Raw genomic sequence first — 24221 nt, 5'->3', positions numbered from 1 at the left:
CCGTTCCCGTGGTGACAGGTTGACACAAGTCACACCCCGGTGGCTAGTTGCTCTTCGTGAGCCTCCTTGCCCCGCTGATCTCGCTCGTAGAGCGCGCCCCGCTGCCCGATGCGCTGACCCGTGCCGGTGTGTCCTTCATGTGCGAAAAGCGCCGCCGCGCGGTCCATCGCGATCGGCCCGACGATGCGCGTTTCGCCGCGTGGATGGCGCAGCGGCCCGTTGCCGAACACACCGAAGCCGCCAACGATCAGCACTACGAACTGCCGCCGCGCTTCTTCGAATTGAGCCTTGGGCCCAACGCCAAGTATTCCTGCTGTCTCTATCCCACCGGCAGCGAGACGCTCGAACAGGCCGAACTTGCGGCCCTTTCCGCCACCATCGAACATGCCGCGCTGGAAGATGGCCAGCACATCCTCGAACTCGGCTGCGGCTGGGGTTCGCTCAGCCTCACCATGGCCGCGCGCTTCCCCAACGCTCGCATCACCGCCGTCTCGAATTCTCGGCCACAGGGCGAACATATCCGGGCAAAAGCCGCAGCGCGCGGTCTCACCAACCTCACCGTGCTGACTGCCGACATGAATGCCTTTGCGCCGGAAGGGCAGTTTGATCGCGTCGTCTCGGTCGAGATGTTCGAACACATGGCCAACTGGCGCGAACTGCTTGCCCGGGTGAAGACATGGCTCCGGCCCGATGGCCGCCTGTTCCTTCACGTCTTCAGCCATCGCCAGTATCCCTACCGCTTCGACACCGCCGACAAGTCCAGCTGGATCGCGCAGTATTTCTTCACCGGCGGCATCATGCCCAGCCACGCGCTCATCGGCCAGTTCGACGATCTGTTCGCGCTCGAGCGGGAATGGTGGTGGGATGGCACGCACTACGAAAAGACCGCGCGCCACTGGCTTGCGCTGTTCGATGCCAAGGCGGCCGAGATCGAGCCGGTGCTACGTCAGGTCTATGGCGGCGATACGCCATTGTGGATGCGTCGGTGGCGCCTGTTCTACCTCGCCACCGCAGGATTGTTCGGTCATCGCGGCGGCAGGGAATGGGGCGTCAGCCACTGGCTGCTCAGGCCGGTATAAAAAAGGCACTTGGCAATCGCGGCTCCAGCGGCAAGACTGGTTGCGATAGAAACTTGCTCAGGGAGCCTTCCAGACATGACCGTCCGCTCGCGCGTCGCCACCGGCGTCGCCGCCATTGCGCTTTGCGCCACCGCTGCTCCTGTCTTTGCCGGACCTGCCGAGGACAGGCTGATCGCCCAATTGCTTGACGAAGGCCTTAACCGCTCCGACGCGATGGAAACCGCCTCGGAACTGATGGACCGCATCGGCCCGCGCCTCACAAACTCGGAAAACCACCGCAAGGCCGAAGACTGGGCTGCGGCAAAGTTCGCGTCCTACGGCCTCAAGAACATTCACCGCGAACCGTTCGAGTTCGGTCTTGGCTGGAACCTCAAGTCCTATTCCGCCACGATGACCAGCCCGCGCAGCCTGCCGCTCACTGTTCTGCCGGTAGCGTGGTCGCCCGCCACGAATGGCACGATCACCGCTCCGGTCGTGGTCGCGCCGATGAGCAAGGTGGAGAATTTCGAAGCCTGGAAGGGCAAGCTCGCCGGCAAGATCGTCCTCGTCAGCCTGCCGGGCGAGAGCAGCGAATCCAAGGATCCGATGTTCGAACGCCTCTCGGGCGAGGATATCGGCAAGCTCGACAAGTACAGCCTCCCGCGCCACGATCCCGAAGGGCTGGCCATGCAGGTCGCGCGTCGCGGCTTTGCCCGCAAGCTTTCCGAATTCCTCAAGGCCGAAGGCGCGCTTGCGATGGTCAAGATGACCTACCGCGACGGTAAGCTGGTCCACGGCGAAGGCTATGATTTCATCCCCGGCGAAACGCTCGCTGTGCCGGCGATGGACATGGCGCAGGAAGACTACCGCCGCCTCGTCCGCCTCGAGAAGACTGGTGCTGCCCCGCAGCTATCCCTGTCGATCGACGCCAGCTTCGATGACAAGGACCTCATGGCCGACAACGTCATCGCTGAAATCCCCGGCACCGATCCCAAGGCAGGTTACGTCATGGCCGGTGCCCACTTCGACAGCTGGATCGCTGGCGATGGCGCTTCCGACAACGGTGCGGGCAGTGTTGCCGTGATCGAAGCCGCGCGCCTCCTTTCCAGGATGGTCGTCCGGCCGAAGCGCACCATCCGCTTCGCATTGTGGAGCGGGGAAGAGCAGGGGCTGCTCGGGTCCAAGGCCTATATCGAGCGGCACCTGGCGACGCGGCCGGTGGATCCCACGCTCAAGGGGATCGACAGCTATTCGGCATGGCGCAACGCCTATCCGATCACGCCCAAGGCCGGCTATGCCGATCTCAAGGCCTATTTCAACATGGACAACGGCTCGGGCAAGTTCCGCGGCATCTATGCCGAAGGCAATGTGGCTGCCGCGCCGATCCTGCGCGAATGGCTGGCGCCCTTCAATTCGCTCGGCGCGGACAAGGTGGTGATGAGCAAGACTGGCGGCACCGATCACGTCTATCTTCAGGCGATCGGCCTGCCCGGCTACCAGTTCATCCAGGACCCGCTCGACTACGACAGCCGCGTCCACCACTCGAGCGTCGACACGCTCGATCACATGCGCGCCGATGACATGCGCCAGGCCTCGGTGATCCTTGCCGGCATGCTGTTGCAGGCCGCAATGAGCGACAAGGAATTGCCCCGCTCGCCCTTGCCGACAAAGCCCGACGCCACCGATCCGTTCAAGGTGCAGGACCCCAACCAGTAACACGATCAGACTCGCTCCTTCCCTTGGCCGCCATGGCTAACGGAAGGAGCGCAAGCCTTACGCATTTCCACGGAGTTTTCCGGCTGGAAAAGGCACACCCGCTATAACCTAGGTTAGTGCCCGTCATTCAAGCAGGCGGGCCATGCTCAAGCGCATATCCACGGACGAAGTCCAACTCGGCATGTTCATCCACAAGCTGGAAGGAAGCTGGTTCAGCCATCCCTTCTGGAAGCGGAAGTTCCTGCTTGATGATCCCGACATGCTCGAACGCCTGCGCGAGAGTGACGTGGACGGCGTGATCATCGATACGACCCGCGGCAACGCCGTGGCGGACGAACCTGTTGCAGCACCGCATATCGTCTCGGGCCCGCGTAACGCCGGCATGACCGCCAAGTCCATGCGCCCTGCCATCGAACCCGTGCCCCAGCGGCCCGGGCCTGGTTTCGGTCGGGCACCTGCAGCCATGCCCATGGCGCGTGAATTCGGGCGGGCCAAGCGTGCTGCCGGCGATGCCCTGCGCGTGGTGAGCAAGGCCTTCATCGAGGTCAGGCTGGGCAAGGCGATCAAGGTGCATGATATCGAACCCGTGCTCGATGCCGTCTATGCCTCGGTCCAGCGCAACCTCTACGCCTTCAACGGCCTGCTGCGCTGCCAGAACGACAACGAGCCGGTCTATCGCCATTCGCTTGCCGTCAGCGCCCTGATGATCGCGCTGGCCCGCCATATGAAATTCTCGCCCGTCGACATCCGCGACGCGGGCATGGCAGGCCTGCTGATGGACGTTGGCGTAGGGCAGCTCCCGGTCGACCTCGCGTCGGTCGGCGGGGACTATTCGCTGCTTCGCCCCGACCTACGCGAACAGCACGTCGTGCTTGGTTACACCTTCCTCAAGGCGGCAGGCGACATTCCTGAGCCGGTGCTGCGGGTGATCCTGCACCATCACGAAAGGCTCGACGGCAGCGGCTATCCGCAAGGTCTGAGCGGCGCGGCAATCGAAGCCCTCAGCCGCATGGCCGCAATCTGCGATACCTATGACACGCTGATTTCGGGTGCCGAGCAGCTTGATCCGGCCGACGCTATCCGCAGGCTGCGCGAACAGCCAAGCACGTTCGATCCCGGCATCCTCGAACGCTTTGTCGAAACCGTCGGTGTCTACCCGATCGGTTCCTTCGTGCGCCTGCGGTCACAGCGCCTGGCCATGGTGGTCGACGAGGACCCTGCCGACACCGCGCTCCCGGTGGTCCGCACCTTCTGGTCGCTGCCTCTGGCCAAGCGGCTCAAGGGCGAGACGATCGCACTTGCCCATTGCTACGGCGACGATGCCATCGAAGGCATCGCCGACCTTGCCGACCTCGATCTGCCGGATATCGGCGCCCTGCGCGAAAGCCTGCTGGCCGCTGCCTGCAAGGAAGCGGCCTGATCCTATTCCACGATCACGCCGTAGAGGTCGTGGGCGTCGGCATCCTCGACCAGCACCTGCGCAAAATCGCCAGCCTTGAGCGTGGCTGGCACGTTGCGCAGATAGACCGCACCGTCGATCTCGGGCGCATCGGCCTGTGATCGTGCGGTCGCGCCGATGTCGCCATCTTCGTCAGGCTCGCCCACTTCATCGACGATAACCTTGATCGTCCTGCCGATCTTGGCTGCCAGCTTGGCAGCGCTGATGCGCTCGGTGGTTTCCATAAGCCGCCGATAGCGATCTTCCTTGATCTCCTCGGGCACCGGGTTCGGCAGGTCGTTCGCAGCCGCACCGGCCACCGGTTCAAACCGGAAGCCGCCCACGCGATCAAGCTGCGCTTCTTCCAGCCACTCCAGCAGGTACTCGAAGTCGGCTTCGGTCTCGCCGGGGAAGCCGACGACGAAGCTCGAGCGGATGGCGATGTCCGGGCAGATTTCCCGCCAAGCCTTGATGCGGTCGAGCACCTTGGCCTCGTTGGCCGGGCGCTTCATGCTGCGCAGCACGTTGGGGCTGGCGTGCTGGAACGGGATGTCGAGATAGGGCGTCACCAGCCCTTCCGCCATCAGCGGGATCACCGCATCGACGTGGGGGTAGGGATAGACGTAGTGCAGCCGCACCCACGGCGTTTCGCCTTCCGGCGTGCGCAGCTTGCCCAGTTCACGGGCGAGGTCGGTCATGTGCGTGCGAACCGGCTCGCCCTTCCACATGCGTTCTTCATGCCGCACGTCCACGCCATAGGCCGAGGTGTCCTGGCTGATCACCAGCAGTTCCTTCGTGCCCGCTGCCACCAGTTTTTCGGCCTCGCGCAGCACCGCATCGATGCGGCGGCTGGCGAGCTTTCCGCGCAAGCTTGGAATGATGCAGAACGCGCAGGCGTGGTTGCAGCCCTCGGAAATCTTGAGATAGCCATAGTGGCGCGGGGTCAGTTTCACGTCGCCCGGCTCGGCCTGCGGGATAAGGTCGATATAAGGGCCCATGCTCGGCGGGGCGGCTTCGTGCACCGCTTCGACTACCGCCTCGTACTGGTGCGCACCCGTCACCGCCAGCACCTGCGGAAACTTGGCGCGGATCACGTCGGCCTCGTTGCCCATGCATCCGGTCACGATCACCCGGCCGTTCTCGGCAATGGCCTCGCCGATTGCGGAAAGGCTCTCTTCCTTTGCGGAATCGAGGAAGCCGCAGGTGTTGACCAGCACCACGTCCGCGCCCGCATAATCGGCGCTCATCGCATAGCCGTCGGCGCGCAGGCGCGTGAGAATGCGCTCGGAATCGACCAGCGCCTTGGGACAGCCAAGGCTGACCATGCCGACCTTGGGGGCTTCGGGAATTTCGAGAGGGGGAATCTGGCTTGCCATCGTGGCGCGGCCCATAGGCTAAAAAGCACGCCACGTCACCATTGCCCCGCTTGGCGTTGCCATCCGCGTTTGTCAGGCGTAGCAGTTGGTCGCAACGGGGGCTTGGCAAAGAAGGAAAAGATGGGCCCGGTCAACTGGATAGCCGTCGTTGTTGCAACGCTTTTTGCGCTTGGTGCGTCAGCCCTTTGGTATGGCCCGCTGTTCGGCCGTGCCCGGCTGGAGGAGGTTGGCCCCGGCAAGCTCGGCATCCGCCGCTCGCCTGCCCGTACCGCCGCGATCACCGCTGCCCTGCTGTTCATTTCCGCCAGCATGATGGGCCACATGTTCGCCCGCGTCGGCGCGGCTACGCTCGACGTGAAGTGGTGGCTCTACTTCATGATGTCGGGCGGCCTCGCCATCGCCTTCGTCGTTCCATCGTTGTGGATCAGCTACAGCCAGCAGCGCATCAGCACCCGCCTGGCCCTGATTGACGGCGGATTCTGGCTCGCCGCCTACCTTTCGATGGGCCTGGCGTTCATGCTCTTGGGCCAGTAGCCGGAGTCGGGGCGATTTCGACGATCTCGTCGCCGTCTTCCAGCCGGTTGGCGGCGTCCTCCCAGAAACCGATGACCCTGCCTCGCCGATAGATCCTCAATCCCCGCCCGCCGCTGACCAGTGCCGCCAGCGGACGACCGACTTCCTCGGGCCTCACCTTGCGCTCCACCAGCTGCACCCGGCCTTCGACCGAGGCGAGATCGGTCAGGTATTCGGCGACGTGCTTGCCATGGGCGGACCCGGCCATCAGCAGCCCGGTAAAGCGCACCGGGTTGATGACCGTGCTGGCGCCAGCCTGCCGGGCCAGGTCCTCGTTGTCGGCCGCGCGCACCACGGTGCTGATCGGCACGCCGGGCGCCAGATGCCGCGCGGTAAGGGTGATGAGGATCGAGGTATCGTCACGCCCGGCTGAAACCAGGATGGCGCAGGCCCGGTCGATCCGCACGTCGACCAGCGTTGCATCGCGCGTGGCATCGCCAGCCATGACATTGCAACCGATGTTGGCCGCGGCCGCCAGCGCGCTTTCCGAGGGATCGATCACCACGATGCAGCCCGGATCGGTGCCCCGCGCGACCAGTTCGGCCACGGCTTCTGCCCCCGAAACGCCAAAGCCCAGCACCACGATATGGTCGGTCAGGTTCTTCTGGATCTGCGCCATGCGAAACCGCTCCCAGGTGCGCTTGATGATGAAATTGTACGCCGTGCCCACGAAGATGAAGATCACCGCCACCCGGATCGGCGTGACGATGACCGCCTCGATCAACCGCGAACGATCGCTCACGGGGGCGATGTCGCCAAAGCCGGTCGTCGTGATCGAGATCATCGTGAAATAGACCACGTCGAGGAAACTGATAGACCCGTCATGGCTGTCCTTCAGCCCCGACCGGTCGATCCAGTGGACCGCCACCACGATAGCCACCAAGGCGAATGCGGCGCCCAGCCGCAGCCCGAGGTCCGCCCAGACCGAAACCTTCAGCGTTCGCCGCAGCACGTTCACCGGTTTGCGCTTTCCCGGGCGGAGAAGGTGGAGGTCCATGGGCGTTACAACCGCGGCGGCAGGTAGAGTTCCGGATCGCGCGGCACGTTGTTGCGGCGCAGCTCGAAATGGACCGTCGGCCGCTGTGCCTCGCCGCTCTGCCCGACCAGCGCGATGCGCTCGCCCTTGGTCACCGTCTGCCCTTCCTTCACCGTCATCATGCCGAGATAGGCATAGGCGGTGACGAAGCCGCCGCCGTGATCGATCAGGATCAGCTGCCCGAAGCGTTCGGGTTCCTTGCCGGCGTAAAGCACGGTGCCTGCCGCCGCCGCTCGCACCTTTTGTCCGGGGTGGGCAATCAGGTCTATTCCGTTCGAGGGAATGCCTGCCACCTTTTCGCGGAAATGACTGACAACGGCGCCTTCCGTGGGCCAGCCGATCTTCGGCGCGTCGGATTCACGCGGGGCCAATGGCGCGCGAGGGGGCGGGGCGGGGCGCAACGTGGGGGCAGGGCGGGGCACGGCCTTCGGGGGTTGACCGGCTGGGTTCTGCGCCGGAACCGCAGGTGCCGGCCTGGCTGATGGCCTCGGCGTGCTTTTCGGATCTGGTCGCTTCAGCACCTGTCCGATGCGGATGACATACGGACTGGGAATGCCGTTCGCCTCGCCCAGCGCTGCCATGTCCACGCCCCAGCGCCGCGCGATGTCCGAGAAGGTATCGCCCGCCTGCACGGTATAGGTCCAGGCCACGATCGGCGGTCGCGCGCCTTGCGCAACAGCCGGTGCCGCTGCCAGCAGTGCCAGGCCTGCCGCCAGCGCGCGGATCACGCCAGCGGCACGAGGCGGGTCAGCCCGCCCATGTAGGGGTGCAGCACTTCAGGCACATCCACCGATCCGTCCTCCCGCTGGTAGTTTTCCAAGACTGCCACCAGCGTGCGGCCCACGGCAAGGCCGGAACCATTGAGAGTATGAACGAACTCGGTGCCTTTCGCGCCTTCCGGGCGATAGCGCGCGTTCATGCGCCGCGCCTGGAAGTCACCGCAGTTGGAACACGAGGAGATCTCGCGATAGGCTCCCTGGCCCGGCAACCACACTTCCAGGTCATAGGTCTTCCGGGCGGTGAAGCCCATGTCCCCGGTGCACAGCAGCACCTTGCGATAGGGCAGGCCCAGCGCCTGCAGCACGCCCTCGGCACAGCCGGTCATCCGCTCATGCTCGGCTTCGGAATCTTCGGGCCGGGTGATCGAAACCAGTTCGACCTTCTCGAACTGGTGCTGGCGGATGAACCCGCGCGTATCGCGCCCCGCCGCGCCCGCCTCCGAACGGAAGCAGGGCGTCAGCGCAGTCATGCGCAGCGGAAGCTGCCCTTCGCTCAGGATCTCCCCTTGCACGGCATTGGTCAGGCTGACCTCGGCGGTGGGGATCATCCAGCGACCGTCGGTCGTCTTGAACAGGTCTTCCGAGAACTTGGGCAATTGCCCCGTGCCGAAAACTGCCTCGTCCTTGACCAGCAGCGGCGGAATGCACTCCAGATAGCCGTTCTCGCCGGTCTGGCGATCAAGCATGAATTGCGCCAGCGCCCGGTGCAGCCGCGCCATCCCGCCCTTGAGGAAAGTGAACCGCGCACCCGAGATCAGCGCGCCAGTCTCGAAATCAAGGCCGAGCGCCGGCCCAAGGTCGGCGTGCTCCTTCGGCGTGAAGCTGAACTCGCGTGGGCTTCCCCAGCGCAGCACTTCGGCATTCTCGCTCTCGTCAGCGCCTTCCGGCACATCGGATGCAGGGGCATTGGGATAGGCGGCGAGCGCGGCATTCTGCTGCGCCGTCAGCGTCCGCTCTTCCTCTTCCAGCGCGGGCAGTTCAATCTTGAGCGCGGCAACCTCGACCTTCAGCGCTTCGGCCGTATCCTTGTCACCCTTGCCCATGGCTGCGCCGATGGCTTTCGACGCTTCATTGCGGCGGGCCTGAACTTCCTGCATCCGCGTCGCGATCTCGCGGCGGCGCGCATCGAGCGCGAGGATGGATTGCGCCGCAGGCTCCACGCCACGGCGGGCGAGGGCGGCGTCGAAAGCGGCGGGGTTTTCGCGGATCAGGCGGATATCGTGCATGGCGCAGCGCTATGCCGCCTCGCGCCCCCGGGCGCAACCCGCCCTCAGCGCTCTTACGTGCGGGGGCAGGTATTCATGCCAAGCAGCGAATAGAGCGGGCACGTGCGCAGCAGCCCCGTCAGCAAAGGAACCAGCCCGATCCAGCCCAGTGGCGTCTGCGGCCCGACAAAGACGAGCGCGATCAGCACGAGACCGAGCAAGATGCGAAGCACACGATCGATCCCGCCAACATTGGTCTTGAACATGGGTCTGGTCCTCCTTGTGAACCAGCCCATGATGGCGCCTTATATTAGGCTTTCCTTGATTTCGCGCAAACGCCGCTCATTCATCGCGTTCGCCCTCGCTCGGCTCTTCGCTTGAACGTGATTGTCGGGTCGGGTCCTGTGCCTGGTCCTTGCGGACGCCCTCGCTCGGTTCCTGCGATGAGATCGCCTGCATCTTGCGATCTTCCTCGGGATAGTCCTCCGGCGTCACGTTCGAATTGATCTTGGTGGTCGCGTGGACTTCGCTGTTGAGGCTCGCGTTGTCGCTCTTGGGCTCGAGCGGTGGCGTGCGTTCATCCTTGTTTTGCATGGAAATTTCTCCGTTGGGGGGAGAATGACCAATCCACCGGAGCAATGCGCGGTTCCGCCAGATACAGAAAAGCCCGCGATCTCTCGCGGGCTGTTTCTGGTGGGCGCGACAGGGATTGAACCTGTGACCCCACCCGTGTGAAGGGTGTGCTCTACCGCTGAGCTACGCGCCCGTCAGAGCATGGTCGGTGTTCGACCGCTTGACAGGGGCGGGCCTCTACGACGCTCCGCTTCGATTGACAAGTGGGGCAATCAAGATATTTGCGCGCTCCATGAGCGACGAAACCAACCAGCCCGAAACCACCGGCAGCGACGTGCCGCCGGATCACCTCGCGATCAACCCGCGCAGCCCCTATTTCGATGCGGACAAGCTGCGTCGCGGCGTCGGCATTCGCTTCAAGGGCGTGGTGCGCAACAACGTCGAGGAATACTGCATTTCCGAAGGCTGGGTGCGCGTGCAGGCGGGCAAGACCATGGACCGCAAGGGCAACCCGCTGACGATCAAGCTAAACGGCCCGGTCGAAGCCTGGTACGAAGACCTTGGCGAAGGCGCGCCCGTCGCGAAGGTTTGATACCCCAACGGCATCCTTCGACAAGCTCAGGATGAGCGGGCTACTTTGACTGGATGAGCGCGTTTTTGCAAAAGAACCGCTCGTCCTGAGCCTGTCGAAGGACGCCCGCACCACTACCGCGGTAGCAACCGCCCGCGTTCGCGCGTCACCAGCGCGGTCAGCCAGTCCTTGAACGCCCGCACGCGCGCCAGGTTGTGCGTGTCTTTGTGCGTCACCAGCCAGAACGATCGCGTCACGCGGGCGGCGGGCAGCACCGGCACCAGCCACTTGTCCGAATCGCCAATGAAGCACGGCAGCACGCCGATGCCCGCCCCCGCCGCGATCATGCGGTGCTGCGCGATGATCGAGGACGAGCGCAAGTTGGCGGTCAGGTCCGGCTCGATCTCGGCCAGGTAGCGCAGCTCCGGTGCATAGAGCAGGTCGGGAATGTAGCCGACCAGCCGGTGCCCCTGCGCCAGCTCGGCAGGCTTTTCAGGCAGCCCCTTTTGCGAAAGATACCCCCGCGTGGCATAGAGCCGCAGGCTGTAGTCCGACAGCTTGCCCGCGATCACCGGCCCTGCGCGCGGGCGTGACAGCGTGACGGCAAGGTCCGCTTCGCGCTTCGACGGGCTGAGAAATCCGGACGAGGCGACGAGATCCACCATCAGTCGCGGATTGGCTTCGACAAAGCCGCGCAGGGCAGGGGCGACAATCCAGCTGCCGAACCCTTCGGACAGGCTCACCCGCAGGGTTCCGGCAACGCCCCCGCCACTGGCGGCGTGTTCGGCGATGCGACTGGCGGCTTGGTCCATCGCCTCGACCTCGGCCAGCATAGCCTCGCCCGCCTCGGTCAGGACCTGCCCCTCGCGCGTCTGCTCGAACAGCGTGGCGCCGACTCGCGTTTCCAGCCGCCGCAATCGCCGCCCGATCGTGGTGGCGTCCACCCCCATGTTTGCCGCCGCCCGCGCGAGCTGTCCGGCACGCGCTACCGCGAGAAAGGCCTGAAAGTCGTTCCAGTCGCTGGACTGCATCCGGTCACCTGCAAATTTGCAGGTAGACCTCGCATAATCGCTTGTTGCCTGCAATCAGTCATCGGCGCATCACGCCAGCAAGTCTTGGTGAAAGAGGATTCCTGATGCGTCTCGTAGACCACTTCATCGTCGGCGGCCCCGGCGGCGCGCCCGCCCGCAAGAGCCCGATCTTCGATCCGAACAACGGCGGCGTGCAGGCCGAAGTCGCGCTCGGCACCGCCGAAACGCTCGAGCGCGCCGTTCAGGCCGCCCTGAAGGCGCAGCCCGCCTGGGCCGCCACCAACCCGCAGCGCCGCGCCCGCGTGATGTTCCGCTTCAAGGAACTTGTCGAGGCGAACATGGACAGCCTCGCCCACATGCTCTCCTCCGAGCACGGCAAGGTCATCGCCGACTCGAAGGGCGATATCCAGCGCGGTCTCGAAGTGGTCGAATTCGCCTGCGGCATCCCGCACGTTCTCAAGGGCGAATATACGCAAGGTGCCGGGCCCGGCATCGACGTCTATTCGATGCGCCAGCCGATCGGCATCGGCGCAGGCATCACCCCGTTCAACTTCCCCGGCATGATCCCGCTGTGGATGTCGGCCATCGCCATTGCCACGGGCAATGCCTTCATCATCAAGCCTTCAGAGCGTGACCCCTCGGTTCCGGTTCGCCTTGCCGAACTGTTCATCGAAGCGGGCCTGCCCGAAGGCATCTGCCAGGTCGTCCATGGCGACAAGGAAATGGTTGACGCGATCCTCGATCACCCGGCCATCGGCGCCGTCAGCTTCGTCGGCTCGTCGGACATCGCCCACTACGTCTACAACCGTGGCGTCGCCGCTGGTAAGCGCGTGCAGGCCATGGGTGGTGCCAAGAACCACGGCATCGTCATGCCCGACGCCGACCTCGATCAGGTCGTCAACGACCTGTGCGGCGCGGCCTTCGGTTCGGCTGGCGAGCGCTGCATGGCGCTGCCCGTCGTGGTGCCCGTGGGCGAGGAAACCGCCAACAAGCTCCGCGCCAAGCTGATACCCGCGATCGAGGCCCTGCGCGTCGGCGTCTCCACTGATCCCGAAGCGCACTACGGTCCTGTCGTGACCCAGGCGCACAAGGAAAAGGTCGAAGGCTGGATCGGCAAGTGCATCGAGGAAGGTGGCGAACTGGTCGTCGACGGCCGCGGCTTCACGCTGCAGGGTCATGAGGAAGGCTTCTTCGTCGGCCCGACGCTGATCGACCATGTCACGCCCGACATGGACAGCTACCACAACGAGATCTTCGGCCCCGTCCTGCAGATCGTCCGAGCCAAGGACTTCGAGGAAGCGCTCGCGCTGCCTTCGAAGCACCAGTACGGCAACGGCGTCGCCATATTTACCCGCAACGGCCACGCGGCGCGCGAATTTGCCGCCCGTGTCAACGTCGGCATGGTCGGCATCAACGTGCCGATCCCGGTGCCGGTTGCCTACCACACCTTCGGCGGCTGGAAGCGTTCGGCCTTTGGCGACACCAACCAGCACGGCATGGAAGGCGTGAAGTTCTGGACCAAGGTCAAGACCATCACCCAGCGCTGGCCGGATGGCTCGCCCGATGGTGGAAACGCCTTCGTCATTCCGACGATGGGCTGAGGCGGAAAGGCCCGCTCATGGAAAGGATCGCTCCGGTGCGCGTTGGTTATGCCATCAACCACACCGGAGCATTCCCGATGAAGCAATCCGCTCTTCTTCTCCTTGCCGCACCGTTGGCGCTTGCCGCCTGCTCGGACCCATCGCCCGAGCCGGGCGCGTCGGCCACGCCCAGCCTCGCGCCCACAGTCAGCGAGAGCGAGGCCATGGTTCCACCGGTTTCGCCCGCGGCATCGGCACCGGCAGCGGACGGCGTCTTCCCGGTCGCAATGCGCGGCAAGTGGGGCGTCAACGCGGCGGATTGCAACCCTGCGCGCGGTGACGACAAGGGGGCGATCACTGTCGGCGAGAGGTCGGTCAAATTCTATGAATCCGTTGGAGAGATCGCTTCGGTAAAGGATGTCGATCGCAATACCTTGCGCGCGGTGTTCGATTACGAGGGCGAAGGCATGAAGTGGCAGCGCGATGCCAGCTACAAGCTGGAGGACGGCGGCAAGACGCTGGTCTTGACCGAGTTCGGCGATGACGCTCCGCAAGGCCCGCGTCGCCACAGCCGTTGCAAGTGAGGAGAGCCGTGATGAAGCCTGCTATCATTGCCATCGCTGCTCTGGCCGGTCTTTCGGCCTGCACGCAAGGCACGCCGCCACCGGAGGACCTTCCCGCCATGCCCGAAGGCACCTGCAATGCCGACGCAGTCCAGTCGCACATCGGCCACAAGGCCACTGCTGCCAGCGGTGCCGAGCTGATGCGTCTCAGCGGCGCACGCACCCTGCGCTGGGTGCCGCCGCGTTCAGCCGTGACGATGGACTACCGCGCCGACCGGCTGACGGTCTCCTTCGACGACAACTACACGATCGTCCGCATTTCCTGCGGATAGGTCTGGACAGCATGGGTGGTGGGCCATATCCGCCGCCCATGACAAATTTAAGGGCGCGGTTAACTCTGCGTGACGGCAAAAAGGGTAAGACGGGAAGAAGATGACCGACCAGTTCTCACTGACCGAAGATCAGATTGCCATCCAGGACATGGCCCGCCGCTTCACTGCCGACGCCATCACGCCGTTCGCCGCGCAATGGGACGAGGACCACACCTTCCCGCGCGAAACCATCAAGGCCGCCGCCGAACTCGGCTTTGCCGCAATCTACGTCAGCGAGGAATCCGGCGGCATCGGCCTTGGCCGCCTTGAAGCTGCGCTGATCATGGAAGCCATGGCTTATGGCTGCCCCGCGACCAGCGCCTTCATCTCGATCCACAACATGGCCGCATGGATGATCGACACCTTCGGCGGTGAAGAGATCAAGGGGCGCTACCTTCCCGATCTTGTCACCATGGACAAGATGGCGAGCTACTGCCTGACCGAGCCCGGTTCGGGATCGGATGCAGCCGCGCTCAAGACCACCGCCCGCCTCGATGGCGACCACTACATTGTCAACGGCACCAAGCAGTTCATCTCGGGCGGCGGCGTCAACGACATCTACGTCACCATGGTTCGCACCGGCGACGATGGCGCCCGTGGCATCTCCTGCCTCGTCATCGACAAGCAAATGGAAGGCGTCAGCTTCGGTGCGCCCGAACGCAAGCTCGGCTGGAATGCCTCGCCCACCGCGCAGGTGATCTTCGACAACGTGCGCGTGCCGGTCGCGAACCGGGTCGGCGCCGAAGGCGATGGCTTCAAGTTCGCGATGGCCGGGCTGGATGGTGGCCGCCTCAACATCGGTGCCTGCTCGCTGGGCGGCGCACAGCGCTGCCTTGATGAGGCAATCGGATACGTCAAGGATCGCAAGCAGTTCGGCAAGGCCATCGCCGAATTCCAGAACACCCAGTTCGTGCTGGCCGACATGGCGACCGACCTCGAATCCGCCCGCGCGCTGCTCTACATGGCTGCCGCGAAGGTGACCTCCGGCGCACCCGACAAGACGCGCTTCTCGGCCATGGCCAAGAAGCTGGCGACCGACAACGGCTCGTCGATCGTCGACCGCGCGCTGCAGATGTTCGGCGGCTACGGCTACTTGCGCGATTACCCGATCGAGCGGTTCTGGCGAGACCTTCGCGTCCACCGCATCCTCGAAGGCACCAACGAAGTCATGCGCATGATCGTGGGAAGGGACCTGCTGAAGTGACCGACGAAGTTCTTGCCACCCGCAGCGGCGCGGCTGGCGTGCTCTCGCTCAACCGTCCTCGCGCGATCCATGCGCTGACGCTCGACATGGTCCACGCCATGACTGCATCGCTTCTGGATTGGCGCGGTGACAATGGCTTGGCGGTCGTGATGATCGACCACCAGCTTCCCGCCGATGGCGATCCCAAGCTGTCGCGGGGCTTCTGCGCAGGCGGCGATATCGCCTTCCTGCGCAATTCGGCGCTGAACGACGGCGGCACCTCGGGCCGCAAGTTCTTCCATGACGAATACCAGCTCAACCACCTGCTGATGACCTATGGCAAGCCCGTGGTCGCCTTCATGGACGGCATCACCATGGGCGGCGGCGTGGGGATTTCCGGCCCGGCCACGTATCGCGTGGCTACCGAGAACACCAAGCTGGCCATGCCCGAAACCGGTATCGGCCTGTTCCCGGACGTGGGCGGCGGTTGGTTCCTGTCGCGGCTCAAGGGTCGTCTCGGCCAGTACCTTGCGCTGACAGGCGCGCGTCTTGATGGTGCGGAATGCCTCTGGGCAGGACTTGCCACGCATTATCTGCCCTCGGCCAACCTTGCGCAGGCCAAGGCCCGCATCGCGGCAGAGCCCGACAATATCCCGGCCATCCTGCGCGAACTGTCGTCGGTTCCGCCCGAGCCGAAGATCGCTGCTCATGCCGATGATATCGCCCGCCTGTTTGCTTCGGACCGCTACGAGGACATCCTCGCCGCGCTCGAAGCCGACGGTTCGGACTTCGCGGCCGAAACGCTAAAGACGCTGCACACCAAGAGCCCGCAGACCTGCAAGGTCGCCCTGCGCCAGCTCGCCACCAGCCTGACCCTGCCCGACTTCGCCGCCAACATGGCGATGGAATACCGCATCGGTGCCCGTGTGCTGACTTTGCCGGATTTTGCCGAAGGCGTGCGCGCCGTGATCGTCGATAAGGACCACGCCCCGAAGTGGTCGCCTGCCACGGCAGAGGGCGTCACCGACGATCTTCTCGACCAGATTTTCGCGCCGCTGGGCGCTGCTGACGAATGGAAACCGCTATGACTTACGAAACCATCCTCGTCGAACAGAAGGGTGCTGTCACCCTCATCACGCTCAACCGCCCGCAGGCGCTGAACGCGCTCAACTCGCAGGTTCTGGCTGAGTTGATCGAGGCCTTTGCTGCCTACGAGGCCGACGCCTCGCAGCGCTGCGCCGTGCTCACCGGCGCGGGCGAGAAGGCCTTTGCCGCCGGGGCCGACATCAAGGAAATGTCGGAAAAGCCCGCTGCCGATTTCTACAACGAGGACTTTTTCTCGAAGTGGACCAGCCACCTCGTCAAGACCACGCGCAAGCCGTGGATCGCGGCGGTCAACGGCTTCGCGCTGGGCGGCGGTTGCGAACTCGCGATGATGGCCGATTTCATCATTGCTTCGGACAACGCCAGGTTCGGCCAGCCCGAGATCAAGCTCGGCGTGGCCCCCGGCATGGGCGGATCGCAGCGCCTCACCCGCGCCGTGGGCAAGGCCAAGGCGATGGACATGTGCCTGACCGGCCGCATGATGGACGCCGCCGAGGCGGAGCGCTCGGGCCTTGTAACCCGCGTGGTGCCGCTGGCTGACCTGCTCGCCGACGCGCTCAAGACCGCCGAGATCATTGCCGCGATGCCGCCGATGGCCGCCGTCGCCAACAAGGAAATGGTCAACGCCGCGTTCGAGACCACGCTCGACCAGGGCCTGCTGTTCGAACGCCGCGTCTTCCAGATCCTCACCGCCAGCGAGGACAAGGCCGAGGGCATGAAGGCCTTCATCGAAAAGCGCCCCGGCGTATGGAAGGGGCGGTAAGCTCTGCCAGTCCCCCTCCCGCAAGCGGGAGGGGTTAGGGGTGGGCATTTCCACCCATCATTTCGGGAGAAGGCCCACCCCCGGCCCCTCCCGCCTGCGGGAGGGGAGATTCTGAAATGAAAATCGCATTCATCGGCCTCGGCAACATGGGCGGCGGCATGGCCGCGAACCTCGTCAAGGCGGGGCATGACGTCCACGCCTTCGACCTTGCCGAAGCGGCGCTGACCCGCGCCAGGGAAAACGGCTGCACCACCTACACCTCGGTCAAGGAAGCCGTGCAGGGTGCAGATGCCGTCGTCTCGATGCTGCCCAACGGCGCCATCGTCAAGTCGGTCTACAGCGCCGACGTGATCGGCCACGCGCCGACCTCGGCCCTGCTGCTCGACTGCTCGACCATCGACGTCGCCACTGCCCGCGAAGTTGCCACGGCAGCCGATGCTGCGGGCTATGTCATGGTCGACGCCCCCGTCTCGGGCGGCATCGCGGCGGCCAATGGCGGCACGCTCACCTTCATGGTCGGCGGCAGCGACGAAGCCTTCGCCCGTGCCGAGCCGATCCTCGCCGCCATGAGCAAGGCCGTGATCCATGCCGGTGCCAGCGGCGCAGGGCAGGCGGCCAAGATCTGCAACAATATGCTGCTCGGCGCCTCGATGGTCGCCACGTGCGAAACCTTCGCCATGGCCGAGAAGCTCGGGCTTGATCTCCAGACCTTCTACGACATCTCGTCCAAGGCCTCGGGTCAGTGCTGGTCGATGACCTCGTATTGCCCGGTCCCCGGCGTCGGCCCGCAAAGCCCGGCCGACAACGGCTATCAGGGCGGCTTTGCCACCGCACTGATGCTCAAGGATCTGAAGCTGGCCATGGCCGCTGCCAAGGATGCCGGGGCCGATGTGCCGATGGGCCAGCGCGCCGAAGAGCTCTATTCGGCCTTCGCCGATGCGGGCAACGCCGGCCTCGATTTCTCGGCCATCATCAAGTCGCTCTGATCGAACAAGCTGGCGCCCCCGCGCAGGCGGGGGCCTCGGTGTTGTGACGGAACGTCAGCGCGTTTTCGCGGCAATGATCCGCCCGATCGGATCGTTCGCCAGCCCACCCGAAGCTTTGGCCACGGGCCTTGCAACCGCCGTCTTGGGCGCCTCATACCGATAGGTCAGCTCGCGCCGTACAGGTGATGTCCTCACCGCCACTTCGGGTTTGATGCCCTTGAGGAAATCCGCCCCGATGGTCCGGCGCGGAGATTCTGTCGCCTTCGCCTTGCTGGCGCTGGAAAGCAGCGTCAGCCGCTCCTTCGTGCCCGCCTTGTCCGGATAGATGAACCCATTCACCGGCCATGCGGTGGTGCCAAGGTTGCCGATGGGGGCATACCATACGCGCACTTCCGACCAGTCGTTCGCCTCGGATACGTCCACCGCGCGCACGTCGTTCTCGATCTGCCCGCGCCGTCCGTCAATGGGCGACCAGTTGGCATGGCGCAGCAGCACGGTGCGCGAATCGATCACCCGGCTGACGGCGGCAACGTGGCCAAGTTCCATCCGGCCATAAGGCGCAAAGCTCATCACCGCGCCCACTTTTGGCCGGTGACCACGGGCATAGCGACCCTCGGCCTGATCCCACCACGTCAGCGCATCGCCATAGATCTTGATGCCGCTGACCTCGCGGGCATAGGGCACGCATTGCAGATAGGGCAGGGCTTCGGCCTGATCGTAGTCCCCGGTCCCAGGGCGTGAAGAGTCGCGGAATTCTGCGGCATTTGCACCTGTTCCCAGCAGGACCAGCGCACCGAGCAATCCGAAACGGCAGATCTTTTCCCTCATTCCTGCAGATATCTGCAGGTTAGGTTATGGCGGACCTTATACCCATGGTTAATGGCGCAATAATCAATTGCCCTCACTTAAACGCACTCTTGCGTTCATGCGCTTAAACAGCCACGGCAGGCCCATGCGCCCCCAAGTCATCATTATCGGACGCCCGAACGTCGGCAAATCGACGCTGTTCAATCGCCTTGTCGGCAAGAAGCTGGCCTTGGTGGACGATCAGCCCGGCGTCACGCGCGACCGTCGCTTCGGCGATGCGACACTGCTCGGGCTCGAGTTTACCATCGTTGATACCGCTGGCTGGGAGGATCTCGATCCCGATACGCTGCCCGGTCGCATGCGTCAGCAGACCGAAGCCTCGCTGGTCGGTGCCGATGTCGCCCTGTTCGTGATCGACGCACGCGCCGGCGTCACCCCGCTCGACGAGGAAATCGCCCGCTACCTGCGCCAGAGCCGCGTGCCGATCGTGCTCATGGCCAACAAGGCCGAAGGCCGCCAGGGTGATCCCGGCATCTACGATGCCTTCGCGCTGGGCTTTGGCGAACCGGTCGCCTTCTCCGCCGAACACGGGCAGGGCCTCGCCGACCTGTTCGAGGCGCTGCGCCCGCATCTCGAACCCAAGCAGGTCGAAGAGGACGAAGACGCCGAGGTTGAAGGTGACGAGGAGGAATTCGATCCCGAATCCGTCCTCAAGCTCGCCATCGTCGGCCGCCCCAATGCGGGCAAGTCCACGCTGATCAACAAGCTGCTGGGCGAAAACCGCCTGCTCACCGGGCCGGAAGCGGGCATTACCCGCGATTCCATCGCGATTGACTGGCAGTGGTTCGATCCCGAGCGTGAAGGCTATCGCCCGGTCCGCCTGATCGACACGGCGGGCATGCGCAAGAAGGCGCAGGTCACCGACAAGCTCGAAAAGCTCTCGGTCGCCGATGCCCGCCACGCCATCGACTTCGCCGAGGTCGTCGTGCTCACGCTTGATGCCACGCGCGGGCTTGAACATCAGGACCTCAAGATTGCCTCGATGGTGCTCGAAGAGGGCCGCGCGCTGATGATCGCGATCAACAAGTGGGACGTGGCCGAAGACCCTTCCGGCCTGTTCCAGGGCATCCGCAAGGCTTTGGACGATGGCCTCGCGCAGGTCCGCGGCGTTCCCTTGCTCGCCATCTCGGGCCGTACCGGAAAGGGGCTGGACGATCTGCTCAAGGCCGCATTCGAAATCCGCGCCGCCTGGTCCAAGCGCGTGCCAACCGCTGCCTTGAACCGCTGGTTCGACGATGCGCTCGCCGCCAACCCGCCCCCGGCCCCCGGCGGCCGCCGCATCAAGCTGCGCTACATCACCCAGGCCAAGACGCGCCCGCCCGGCTTCGTCCTGTTCGGCACCCGGCTTGATCAGCTCCCCGAAAGCTATCGCCGCTATCTGGTCAACGGCATCCGCCGCGAACTCGGCTTCGACGCCGTGCCGATCCGCCTGACCCTGCGCAGCCCCAAGAACCCGTTTGCGAAGTAGGCGTCATGCCCACCGAAGCCCTGCCTCTCGACCGCACCTCGCTCCCGCAAGGACTTGGCGCGGCGCTGTGGCGTGGCGTGCGCGGCAAGTGCCCGCGCTGCGGAGGCACCCACCTGTTCGCGCGCTTTCTCAAGCCGGTCGAGCGCTGCCGCCTGTGCGGCCAGAACTGGACGCTCCACGCGGCTGACGACTTCCCGCCCTACATCTCGATCCTGCTGACCGGCCACATCATGGCCCCGGTGATCATCGAACTGGGCCTGCACACCGGCCTGCCGGGCTGGGCGATGATGCTGATCGTGGCGGTCCTGGCGCTGGCGCTGCTGGTTGGCCTGCTCCAGCCCGCCAAGGGCGGCGTGATCGCGCTGCAGTGGTGGCTGGGCATGCACGGCTTTGCCGGGCACGCGGGGAAGGGTGAGTCGGGCGTTTCGTAGCGCGCGAGCCAGCCTTTCTCCCACCGTCATCCTGAACTTGTTTCAGGATCCATCTTGCCGATCAAGCTGCTGCTCCAAACGAGAAATGGACCCTGAAACAAGTTCAGGGTGACGACCGAAGTCAGAACCTGATCCGAAAGTTGTTGAGCAATACCAGCATGTTGTGATTCACGCCTCTTTGCGAAGAGATGGAGTGAATGGTGACATGGACTGGTATTGCCCGGCGCGAGCATAGCCGGGAGGGATTGCGATATCCATCGGATATGACGGATGCGGAGTGGGCGCTGGCAGAGCCATTCGTGCCTCCGGCAAGGCGTGGAGGCCGACCTCGAACGGCAGACATGCGCGAAGTCCTCAACGCTTTGCTTTATGTAGCCGCGAGTGGGTGCGCGTGGCGACTCTTGCCCAAATGCTTCCCTCCGGTGTCGACGGTGCGGCGCTACTTTTACGCCTGGCGCAATGCCGGTTTGTTCGAGGCCATCAACACCGTGCTGGTTATGAACCTGCGGGAAATCGAAGGACGCGAAGCCTCGCCCAGTGCTGGAGTGATCGACAGCCAATCGGTGAAGACCACGGAAAGTGGCGGAGTTTCCGGGTTTGACGCAGGCAAGAAGGTCAAAGGCCGCAAACGACACATCCTGACCGACACATGCGGCTTTCTGATCTTCATTCTCGTCCACGCCGCCGACATTCAGGATCGCGATGGTGCTGTCGATGTGCTGGCTGCCGTCCGGACGCGGTTTCCATGGTTACGCCATGTCTTCGCTGACGGCGGCTATGCAGGTGATAAACTGCGATCCGCGCTTGTCGGCATGGGCAAGTGGACTATCGACATCATCAAGCGTTCCGACAAAGCCAAGGGCTTCGAGGTGCTACCGCGCCGATGGGTTGTCGAGCGAACCTTCGCTTGGCTTGGGCGCTGTCGAAGGCTGGCAAAGGATTGGGAAAGGTCCATCGCGTCATCCACCGCATGGGCCCTCATCGCCTCAATCCGCATGCTCACGCGCAGAACCGCAAGATACTGTCAAATTTGATCAACTTCTGAATCGGGCTCTCAAGGATGCACCGATAAATTGGGCAAACGAAGCTTTTCCGCAGTCGCTTTGAAATCATGCTCATTCAGCGGACCAATGATCTTCTCTGGATCGTTGCCCCAGCCCTTTGTCTCGTGGGCTGTCCGCTTAAAGTAAAAATAACCATGACCCGTCTTTACAACGACGTATCGACTATCCGCGCCGGCAGCGATGACGCCAGGGCCTGGCAACCCATCAACAGCACACCCGTCTGCAGGTTCGATGCATCGAAAGAGATAAGTACCCGACGGATCTTCGAGATGCCAAAGGTAGAAAGGGTGACTGACTTCGACTGGTTTGCTTTCACATCCAGTCAGCGCCCACAGCAAGAAAAAAGTGAGCCGTTTGAACCGCATGGAAAACTGCAACCTCACAAAAAGTTGTTCGGCCAGATCATCGTCCGCCACATGTGCGCCGTTGGCGACCCATCAAAGCCCAGCCCTTCCTCCGGCTCGCGGAAGTTCCTTGCGATGACGCCTTCCAGTTCCTCGGGCTCCACCACCGGGAAATCGTCGAAGAAGTAGGTGTCGTAGAGCGTCACCTGCCGCGCCGTCATGTACCATTCGTGGGCCTGCGCGTATTCGGCGTCTTGCAGCAGGTATTCGGGCACCTGATAGTCCGGCCCGAAGAACTTGTGGTAGCTGTCGGGATAGGCATAGCCGACGCTTTCGTCCGCCACATAGCGCAGTGCCTGGTGGTACTTCACCGCAAAGGCCACTTCCGGATCGACATAGGGTGCGATCAGCTGCGCGCTCCAGTAGCCGTGGTCGGCGCGGATCAGGCAGCCATTGGAAATGTCGTGCAGCAGGCAGGCCATCACGACCTTCTCCGGCAACCCATCGTCCAGCGCGCGCTTGGCGCTGACCAGCAGGTGGCGCACGGTGATGTCGCCAAAGCGGCAGCGGAAGAAATCGAGCAGGCGCGGGCGTTCGGGCATGCGGGGCAGGGCGGGATTGTCGCCCATCATGAACACCGTCTTGGGGTTCAGCAGCTTGAGCAGTTCGGCCTCGTTGTCGACGAAGTCGGTGCCCTTCCAGCCCACCGGCGAGGGATAGATCAGCCTCTCGCGCCCGGCCTGCGGCCAAGGGCGTTCCATCTCGTTATCGTTCATGGGGGAAGGGTAGGCGGGGTGGAGTTCGACGGCAAGCGTCGGAAGCCCACCCCCAACCCCTCCCGCCTGCGGGAGGGGAGTATTCAGGAGCGTCCTCCCGCTTGCGGGAGGGGAATTAAGGTTCGCCCCTATTCTTCCCCCCTCCCGCAAGCGGGAGGGGTCGGGGGTGGGCATTCCCGGCTTATCGGATCAAAGCACCTCGAACAGCCCCGCGGCACCCATGCCGCCGCCGACGCACATCGTCACGACGACATGCTTCGCCCCACGACGCTTGCCTTCGATAAGGGCGTGGCCGGTGCAGCGGGCGCCAGTCATGCCATAGGGGTGGCCGATCGAGATCGAGCCGCCGTTGACGTTGAGCAGGTCGTTGGGAATGCCCAGCTTGTCGCGGCAATAGAGCACCTGCACGGCGAAGGCCTCGTTCAGTTCCCACAGGCCGATGTCGTCCATCTTGAGGCCGAAGCGCTGCAGCAGCTTGGGGATGGCGAAGACCGGGCCGATGCCCATTTCGTCAGGCTCGGTGCCCGCCACCGCCATGCCGACATAACGGCCCAGCGGCGTGAGCCCGCGCTTGGCGGCAAGGTCTGCTTCCATCACGATCACGGCCGACGATCCGTCGGAAAGCTGGCTGGCGTTGCCCGCGGTCACGATGCCGCCTTCGATCACCGGCTTCAATGCCTGCAGGTTCTCGATGGTGGTCGAGGGGCGATTGCCTTCGTCCTTGGTCAGGTGGACGTCCTGGAAGGTGATCTCCCCGGTTTCCTTGTTCTGGACGCCCATCGAGGTATCGACCGCGACGATCTCGCTATCGAACTTGCCGGAGGCTTGCGCGGCGGCGGTGCGCTGCTGCGATTGCAGGGCATATTCGTCGCACTGTTCGCGGCTGATGCCATAGCGCTGTCCGACGATCTCGGCGGTCTGCAGCATCGGCATGTAGATCGCCTTGTGCATCGCCATCAGGCTCTTGTCCGGGGCGACGCGCATGTCCTTGGTCTGGACCAGGCTGATCGATTCCTGGCCGCCTGCGGCAACCACGTCCATGCGGTCGATGATCACCTGCTTGGCGGCGGTGGCAATGGTCATCAGGCCCGACGAGCACTGACGGTCCATGCTCATGCCCGATGTGGTGATCGGCAGGCCCGCACGCAGCGCGACCTGGCGCGCGATGTTGCCCGCCTGCGCGCCCTGCTGCAGCGCTGCACCCCACAGCACGTCGTCAACTTCGGCCGGATCGATCCCGGCGCGGGCAACGGCGGCCTGCAAGGAAAGTGCGCCGAGCGTTGCGCCCGGCGTGGCGTTGAAGGCGCCCTTGTAGGCGCGCCCGATGGGCGTGCGGGCGGTCGATACGATTACGGCGTCACGCAT

At 64.3% G+C, this 24221-nt stretch carries 26 protein-coding genes and 1 tRNA gene; 15 read left to right on the top strand and 12 right to left on the bottom strand.

The annotated features are described in order from the left end of the window. Nucleotides 1-56 precede the first annotated feature (56 nt). From AC3WLM_RS05340 to AC3WLM_RS05330, 3 genes are all read left to right on the top strand, one after another. Nucleotides 57-1079 (top strand): SAM-dependent methyltransferase, encoded by a 1023-nt coding sequence (locus AC3WLM_RS05340; RefSeq protein WP_492476805.1) that lies wholly within the window; start codon nt 57-59, stop codon nt 1077-1079. Between the two features lie 75 nt (nt 1080-1154). Continuing rightward, entirely contained in the window at nt 1155-2774 is a 1620-nt protein-coding gene (locus AC3WLM_RS05335) for a M20/M25/M40 family metallo-hydrolase (protein ID WP_492476804.1), read from the top strand. Between the two features lie 142 nt (nt 2775-2916). Beyond that, the gene (locus AC3WLM_RS05330) at nt 2917-4194 is read left to right on the top strand and encodes a cyclic di-GMP phosphodiesterase (protein ID WP_492476803.1); all 1278 of its coding nucleotides are present in this window, start codon (nt 2917-2919) and stop codon (nt 4192-4194) included. Between the two features lie 2 nt (nt 4195-4196). Here the strand turns inward: AC3WLM_RS05330 and rimO are convergent, their stop codons facing one another. Beyond that, the gene (rimO, locus tag AC3WLM_RS05325; RefSeq protein ID WP_492476802.1) at nt 4197-5603 is read right to left on the bottom strand and encodes a 30S ribosomal protein S12 methylthiotransferase RimO; all 1407 of its coding nucleotides are present in this window, start codon (nt 5601-5603) and stop codon (nt 4197-4199) included. Nucleotides 5604-5690: 87 nt separating this feature from the next. On the opposite strand from rimO, the gene AC3WLM_RS05320 reads away from it, so the two are divergent. Beyond that, a complete protein-coding gene (locus AC3WLM_RS05320; protein ID WP_492476801.1) occupies nt 5691-6122 on the top strand; it encodes a DUF1761 domain-containing protein in 432 nt (143 codons plus the stop codon). Here AC3WLM_RS05320 and AC3WLM_RS05315 read toward each other — a convergent pair. The 6 genes from AC3WLM_RS05315 to AC3WLM_RS05290 all read right to left on the bottom strand — a co-directional run bounded on the left by AC3WLM_RS05315 (nt 6103) and on the right by AC3WLM_RS05290 (nt 9947). After that, nucleotides 6103-7158, bottom strand: coding sequence for a potassium channel family protein (locus AC3WLM_RS05315; protein WP_492476800.1), 1056 nt, complete (start codon nt 7156-7158; stop codon nt 6103-6105). The two genes, AC3WLM_RS05320 and AC3WLM_RS05315, sit on opposite strands and share 20 nt — an antisense overlap. A gap of 5 nt (nt 7159-7163) precedes the next feature. After that, nucleotides 7164-7925 carry a peptidoglycan DD-metalloendopeptidase family protein gene (locus tag AC3WLM_RS05310; RefSeq protein ID WP_492476799.1) on the bottom strand — a complete coding sequence of 254 codons (762 nt, stop codon included), beginning with the start codon at nt 7923-7925 and terminating at the stop codon, nt 7164-7166. Further along, entirely contained in the window at nt 7922-9202 is a 1281-nt protein-coding gene (gene serS, locus AC3WLM_RS05305) for a serine--tRNA ligase (RefSeq protein WP_492476798.1), read from the bottom strand. Before serS ends, AC3WLM_RS05310 begins: the two co-directional genes overlap by 4 nt. A 53-nt stretch (nt 9203-9255) precedes the next feature. After that, nucleotides 9256-9447, bottom strand: a complete 192-nt coding sequence (locus AC3WLM_RS05300) for a YgaP family membrane protein (RefSeq protein ID WP_492476797.1) — start codon at nt 9445-9447, stop codon at nt 9256-9258. Nucleotides 9448-9523: 76 nt separating this feature from the next. Continuing rightward, entirely contained in the window at nt 9524-9775 is a 252-nt protein-coding gene (locus AC3WLM_RS05295; RefSeq protein WP_492476796.1) for a hypothetical protein, read from the bottom strand. Nucleotides 9776-9872: 97 nt separating this feature from the next. After that, a tRNA-Val gene (locus tag AC3WLM_RS05290) sits at nt 9873-9947 on the bottom strand. Nucleotides 9948-10046: 99 nt separating this feature from the next. Between AC3WLM_RS05290 and AC3WLM_RS05285 the strand changes: the two genes are divergently transcribed. Beyond that, a complete protein-coding gene (locus AC3WLM_RS05285; RefSeq protein WP_427463854.1) occupies nt 10047-10346 on the top strand; it encodes a DUF3297 family protein in 300 nt (99 codons plus the stop codon). A gap of 113 nt (nt 10347-10459) precedes the next feature. Here AC3WLM_RS05285 and AC3WLM_RS05280 read toward each other — a convergent pair whose 3' ends face one another. Further along, entirely contained in the window at nt 10460-11356 is an 897-nt protein-coding gene (locus AC3WLM_RS05280) for a LysR family transcriptional regulator (protein ID WP_039337733.1), read from the bottom strand. A gap of 104 nt (nt 11357-11460) precedes the next feature. Here AC3WLM_RS05280 and AC3WLM_RS05275 point away from each other — a divergent pair, with 104 nt between their 5' ends. The 7 genes from AC3WLM_RS05275 (at nt 11461) to mmsB (ending at nt 17906) form a co-directional block, all read left to right on the top strand. After that, nucleotides 11461-12957 (top strand): CoA-acylating methylmalonate-semialdehyde dehydrogenase, encoded by a 1497-nt coding sequence (locus AC3WLM_RS05275; protein ID WP_039337732.1) that lies wholly within the window; start codon nt 11461-11463, stop codon nt 12955-12957. A 17-nt stretch (nt 12958-12974) separates the two neighbouring features. Beyond that, the gene (locus tag AC3WLM_RS05270) at nt 12975-13520 is read left to right on the top strand and encodes a hypothetical protein (protein WP_062346944.1); all 546 of its coding nucleotides are present in this window, start codon (nt 12975-12977) and stop codon (nt 13518-13520) included. A gap of 11 nt (nt 13521-13531) precedes the next feature. Beyond that, nucleotides 13532-13831: an I78 family peptidase inhibitor gene (locus AC3WLM_RS05265; protein ID WP_492476795.1), complete on the top strand. Its 300-nt coding sequence runs from the start codon at nt 13532-13534 to the stop codon at nt 13829-13831. 100 nt (nt 13832-13931) lie between these two features. Beyond that, entirely contained in the window at nt 13932-15074 is a 1143-nt protein-coding gene (locus tag AC3WLM_RS05260) for an acyl-CoA dehydrogenase family protein (protein ID WP_492476794.1), read from the top strand. Continuing rightward, nucleotides 15071-16141, top strand: coding sequence for an enoyl-CoA hydratase/isomerase family protein (locus AC3WLM_RS05255; protein ID WP_492476793.1), 1071 nt, complete (start codon nt 15071-15073; stop codon nt 16139-16141). Before AC3WLM_RS05260 ends, AC3WLM_RS05255 begins: the two co-directional genes overlap by 4 nt. Beyond that, the gene (locus AC3WLM_RS05250; RefSeq protein ID WP_492476792.1) at nt 16138-16920 is read left to right on the top strand and encodes an enoyl-CoA hydratase-related protein; all 783 of its coding nucleotides are present in this window, start codon (nt 16138-16140) and stop codon (nt 16918-16920) included. Before AC3WLM_RS05255 ends, AC3WLM_RS05250 begins: the two co-directional genes overlap by 4 nt. A 116-nt stretch (nt 16921-17036) precedes the next feature. Continuing rightward, nucleotides 17037-17906, top strand: coding sequence for a 3-hydroxyisobutyrate dehydrogenase (gene mmsB / locus AC3WLM_RS05245; RefSeq protein WP_492476791.1), 870 nt, complete (start codon nt 17037-17039; stop codon nt 17904-17906). 54 nt (nt 17907-17960) lie between these two features. On the opposite strand, the gene AC3WLM_RS05240 is transcribed toward mmsB, so the two are convergent. Beyond that, a complete protein-coding gene (locus tag AC3WLM_RS05240) occupies nt 17961-18734 on the bottom strand; it encodes a CHAP domain-containing protein (protein ID WP_492476790.1) in 774 nt (257 codons plus the stop codon). Between the two features lie 124 nt (nt 18735-18858). Between AC3WLM_RS05240 and der the strand changes: the two genes are divergently transcribed. The 3 genes from der (at nt 18859) to AC3WLM_RS05225 (ending at nt 21706) form a co-directional block, all read left to right on the top strand. Next, nucleotides 18859-20241, top strand: coding sequence for a ribosome biogenesis GTPase Der (gene der / locus AC3WLM_RS05235; protein ID WP_039337723.1), 1383 nt, complete (start codon nt 18859-18861; stop codon nt 20239-20241). Nucleotides 20242-20246: 5 nt separating this feature from the next. Beyond that, the gene (locus AC3WLM_RS05230; protein WP_492476789.1) at nt 20247-20672 is read left to right on the top strand and encodes a DUF983 domain-containing protein; all 426 of its coding nucleotides are present in this window, start codon (nt 20247-20249) and stop codon (nt 20670-20672) included. Nucleotides 20673-20869: 197 nt separating this feature from the next. Further along, complete coding sequence (locus AC3WLM_RS05225) at nt 20870-21706, top strand: IS5 family transposase (protein ID WP_226019834.1); 837 nt, start codon at nt 20870-20872, stop codon at nt 21704-21706. 20 nt (nt 21707-21726) lie between these two features. Here AC3WLM_RS05225 and AC3WLM_RS05220 read toward each other — a convergent pair whose 3' ends face one another. The 3 genes from AC3WLM_RS05220 to AC3WLM_RS05210 form a co-directional block, all read right to left on the bottom strand. Next, nucleotides 21727-22152, bottom strand: a complete 426-nt coding sequence (locus AC3WLM_RS05220; RefSeq protein ID WP_492476788.1) for a hypothetical protein — start codon at nt 22150-22152, stop codon at nt 21727-21729. Next, entirely contained in the window at nt 22116-22856 is a 741-nt protein-coding gene (locus AC3WLM_RS05215; RefSeq protein ID WP_492476787.1) for a hypothetical protein, read from the bottom strand. The genes AC3WLM_RS05220 and AC3WLM_RS05215 overlap by 37 nt, the downstream gene beginning before the upstream one ends. Before the next feature lie 189 nt (nt 22857-23045). Beyond that, nucleotides 23046-24221, bottom strand: coding sequence for an acetyl-CoA C-acyltransferase (locus AC3WLM_RS05210; RefSeq protein WP_492476786.1), 1176 nt, complete (start codon nt 24219-24221; stop codon nt 23046-23048).

Source organism: Novosphingobium sp. FW305-C-30-35 (assembly GCF_058783135.1).
Note: the sequence above shows the minus strand (reverse complement) of the source record. Positions and strands in the feature narration are given on the sequence as shown.

Excerpts from the sequence above, each read along its gene's own strand:
- AC3WLM_RS05335 (WP_492476804.1), top strand. The coding sequence starts at position 1,155 with ATGACCGTCCGCTCGCGCGTCGCCACCGGCGTCGCCGCCATTGCGCTT.
- AC3WLM_RS05330 (WP_492476803.1), top strand. The coding sequence starts at position 2,917 with ATGCTCAAGCGCATATCCACGGACGAAGTCCAACTCGGCATGTTCATC.
- rimO (WP_492476802.1), bottom strand. The coding sequence starts at position 5,603 with ATGGGCCGCGCCACGATGGCAAGCCAGATTCCCCCTCTCGAAATTCCC.
- AC3WLM_RS05315 (WP_492476800.1), bottom strand. The coding sequence starts at position 7,158 with ATGGACCTCCACCTTCTCCGCCCGGGAAAGCGCAAACCGGTGAACGTG.
- serS (WP_492476798.1), bottom strand. The coding sequence starts at position 9,202 with ATGCACGATATCCGCCTGATCCGCGAAAACCCCGCCGCTTTCGACGCC.
- AC3WLM_RS05300 (WP_492476797.1), bottom strand. The coding sequence starts at position 9,447 with ATGTTCAAGACCAATGTTGGCGGGATCGATCGTGTGCTTCGCATCTTG.
- AC3WLM_RS05295 (WP_492476796.1), bottom strand. The coding sequence starts at position 9,775 with ATGCAAAACAAGGATGAACGCACGCCACCGCTCGAGCCCAAGAGCGAC.
- AC3WLM_RS05285 (WP_427463854.1), top strand. The coding sequence starts at position 10,047 with ATGAGCGACGAAACCAACCAGCCCGAAACCACCGGCAGCGACGTGCCG.
- AC3WLM_RS05280 (WP_039337733.1), bottom strand. The coding sequence starts at position 11,356 with ATGCAGTCCAGCGACTGGAACGACTTTCAGGCCTTTCTCGCGGTAGCG.
- AC3WLM_RS05275 (WP_039337732.1), top strand. The coding sequence starts at position 11,461 with ATGCGTCTCGTAGACCACTTCATCGTCGGCGGCCCCGGCGGCGCGCCC.
- AC3WLM_RS05270 (WP_062346944.1), top strand. The coding sequence starts at position 12,975 with ATGGAAAGGATCGCTCCGGTGCGCGTTGGTTATGCCATCAACCACACC.
- AC3WLM_RS05265 (WP_492476795.1), top strand. The coding sequence starts at position 13,532 with ATGAAGCCTGCTATCATTGCCATCGCTGCTCTGGCCGGTCTTTCGGCC.
- AC3WLM_RS05260 (WP_492476794.1), top strand. The coding sequence starts at position 13,932 with ATGACCGACCAGTTCTCACTGACCGAAGATCAGATTGCCATCCAGGAC.
- AC3WLM_RS05250 (WP_492476792.1), top strand. The coding sequence starts at position 16,138 with ATGACTTACGAAACCATCCTCGTCGAACAGAAGGGTGCTGTCACCCTC.
- mmsB (WP_492476791.1), top strand. The coding sequence starts at position 17,037 with ATGAAAATCGCATTCATCGGCCTCGGCAACATGGGCGGCGGCATGGCC.
- AC3WLM_RS05240 (WP_492476790.1), bottom strand. The coding sequence starts at position 18,734 with ATGAGGGAAAAGATCTGCCGTTTCGGATTGCTCGGTGCGCTGGTCCTG.
- der (WP_039337723.1), top strand. The coding sequence starts at position 18,859 with ATGCGCCCCCAAGTCATCATTATCGGACGCCCGAACGTCGGCAAATCG.
- AC3WLM_RS05230 (WP_492476789.1), top strand. The coding sequence starts at position 20,247 with ATGCCCACCGAAGCCCTGCCTCTCGACCGCACCTCGCTCCCGCAAGGA.
- AC3WLM_RS05225 (WP_226019834.1), top strand. The coding sequence starts at position 20,870 with ATGGTGACATGGACTGGTATTGCCCGGCGCGAGCATAGCCGGGAGGGA.
- AC3WLM_RS05215 (WP_492476787.1), bottom strand. The coding sequence starts at position 22,856 with ATGAACGATAACGAGATGGAACGCCCTTGGCCGCAGGCCGGGCGCGAG.
- AC3WLM_RS05210 (WP_492476786.1), bottom strand. The coding sequence starts at position 24,221 with ATGCGTGACGCCGTAATCGTATCGACCGCCCGCACGCCCATCGGGCGC.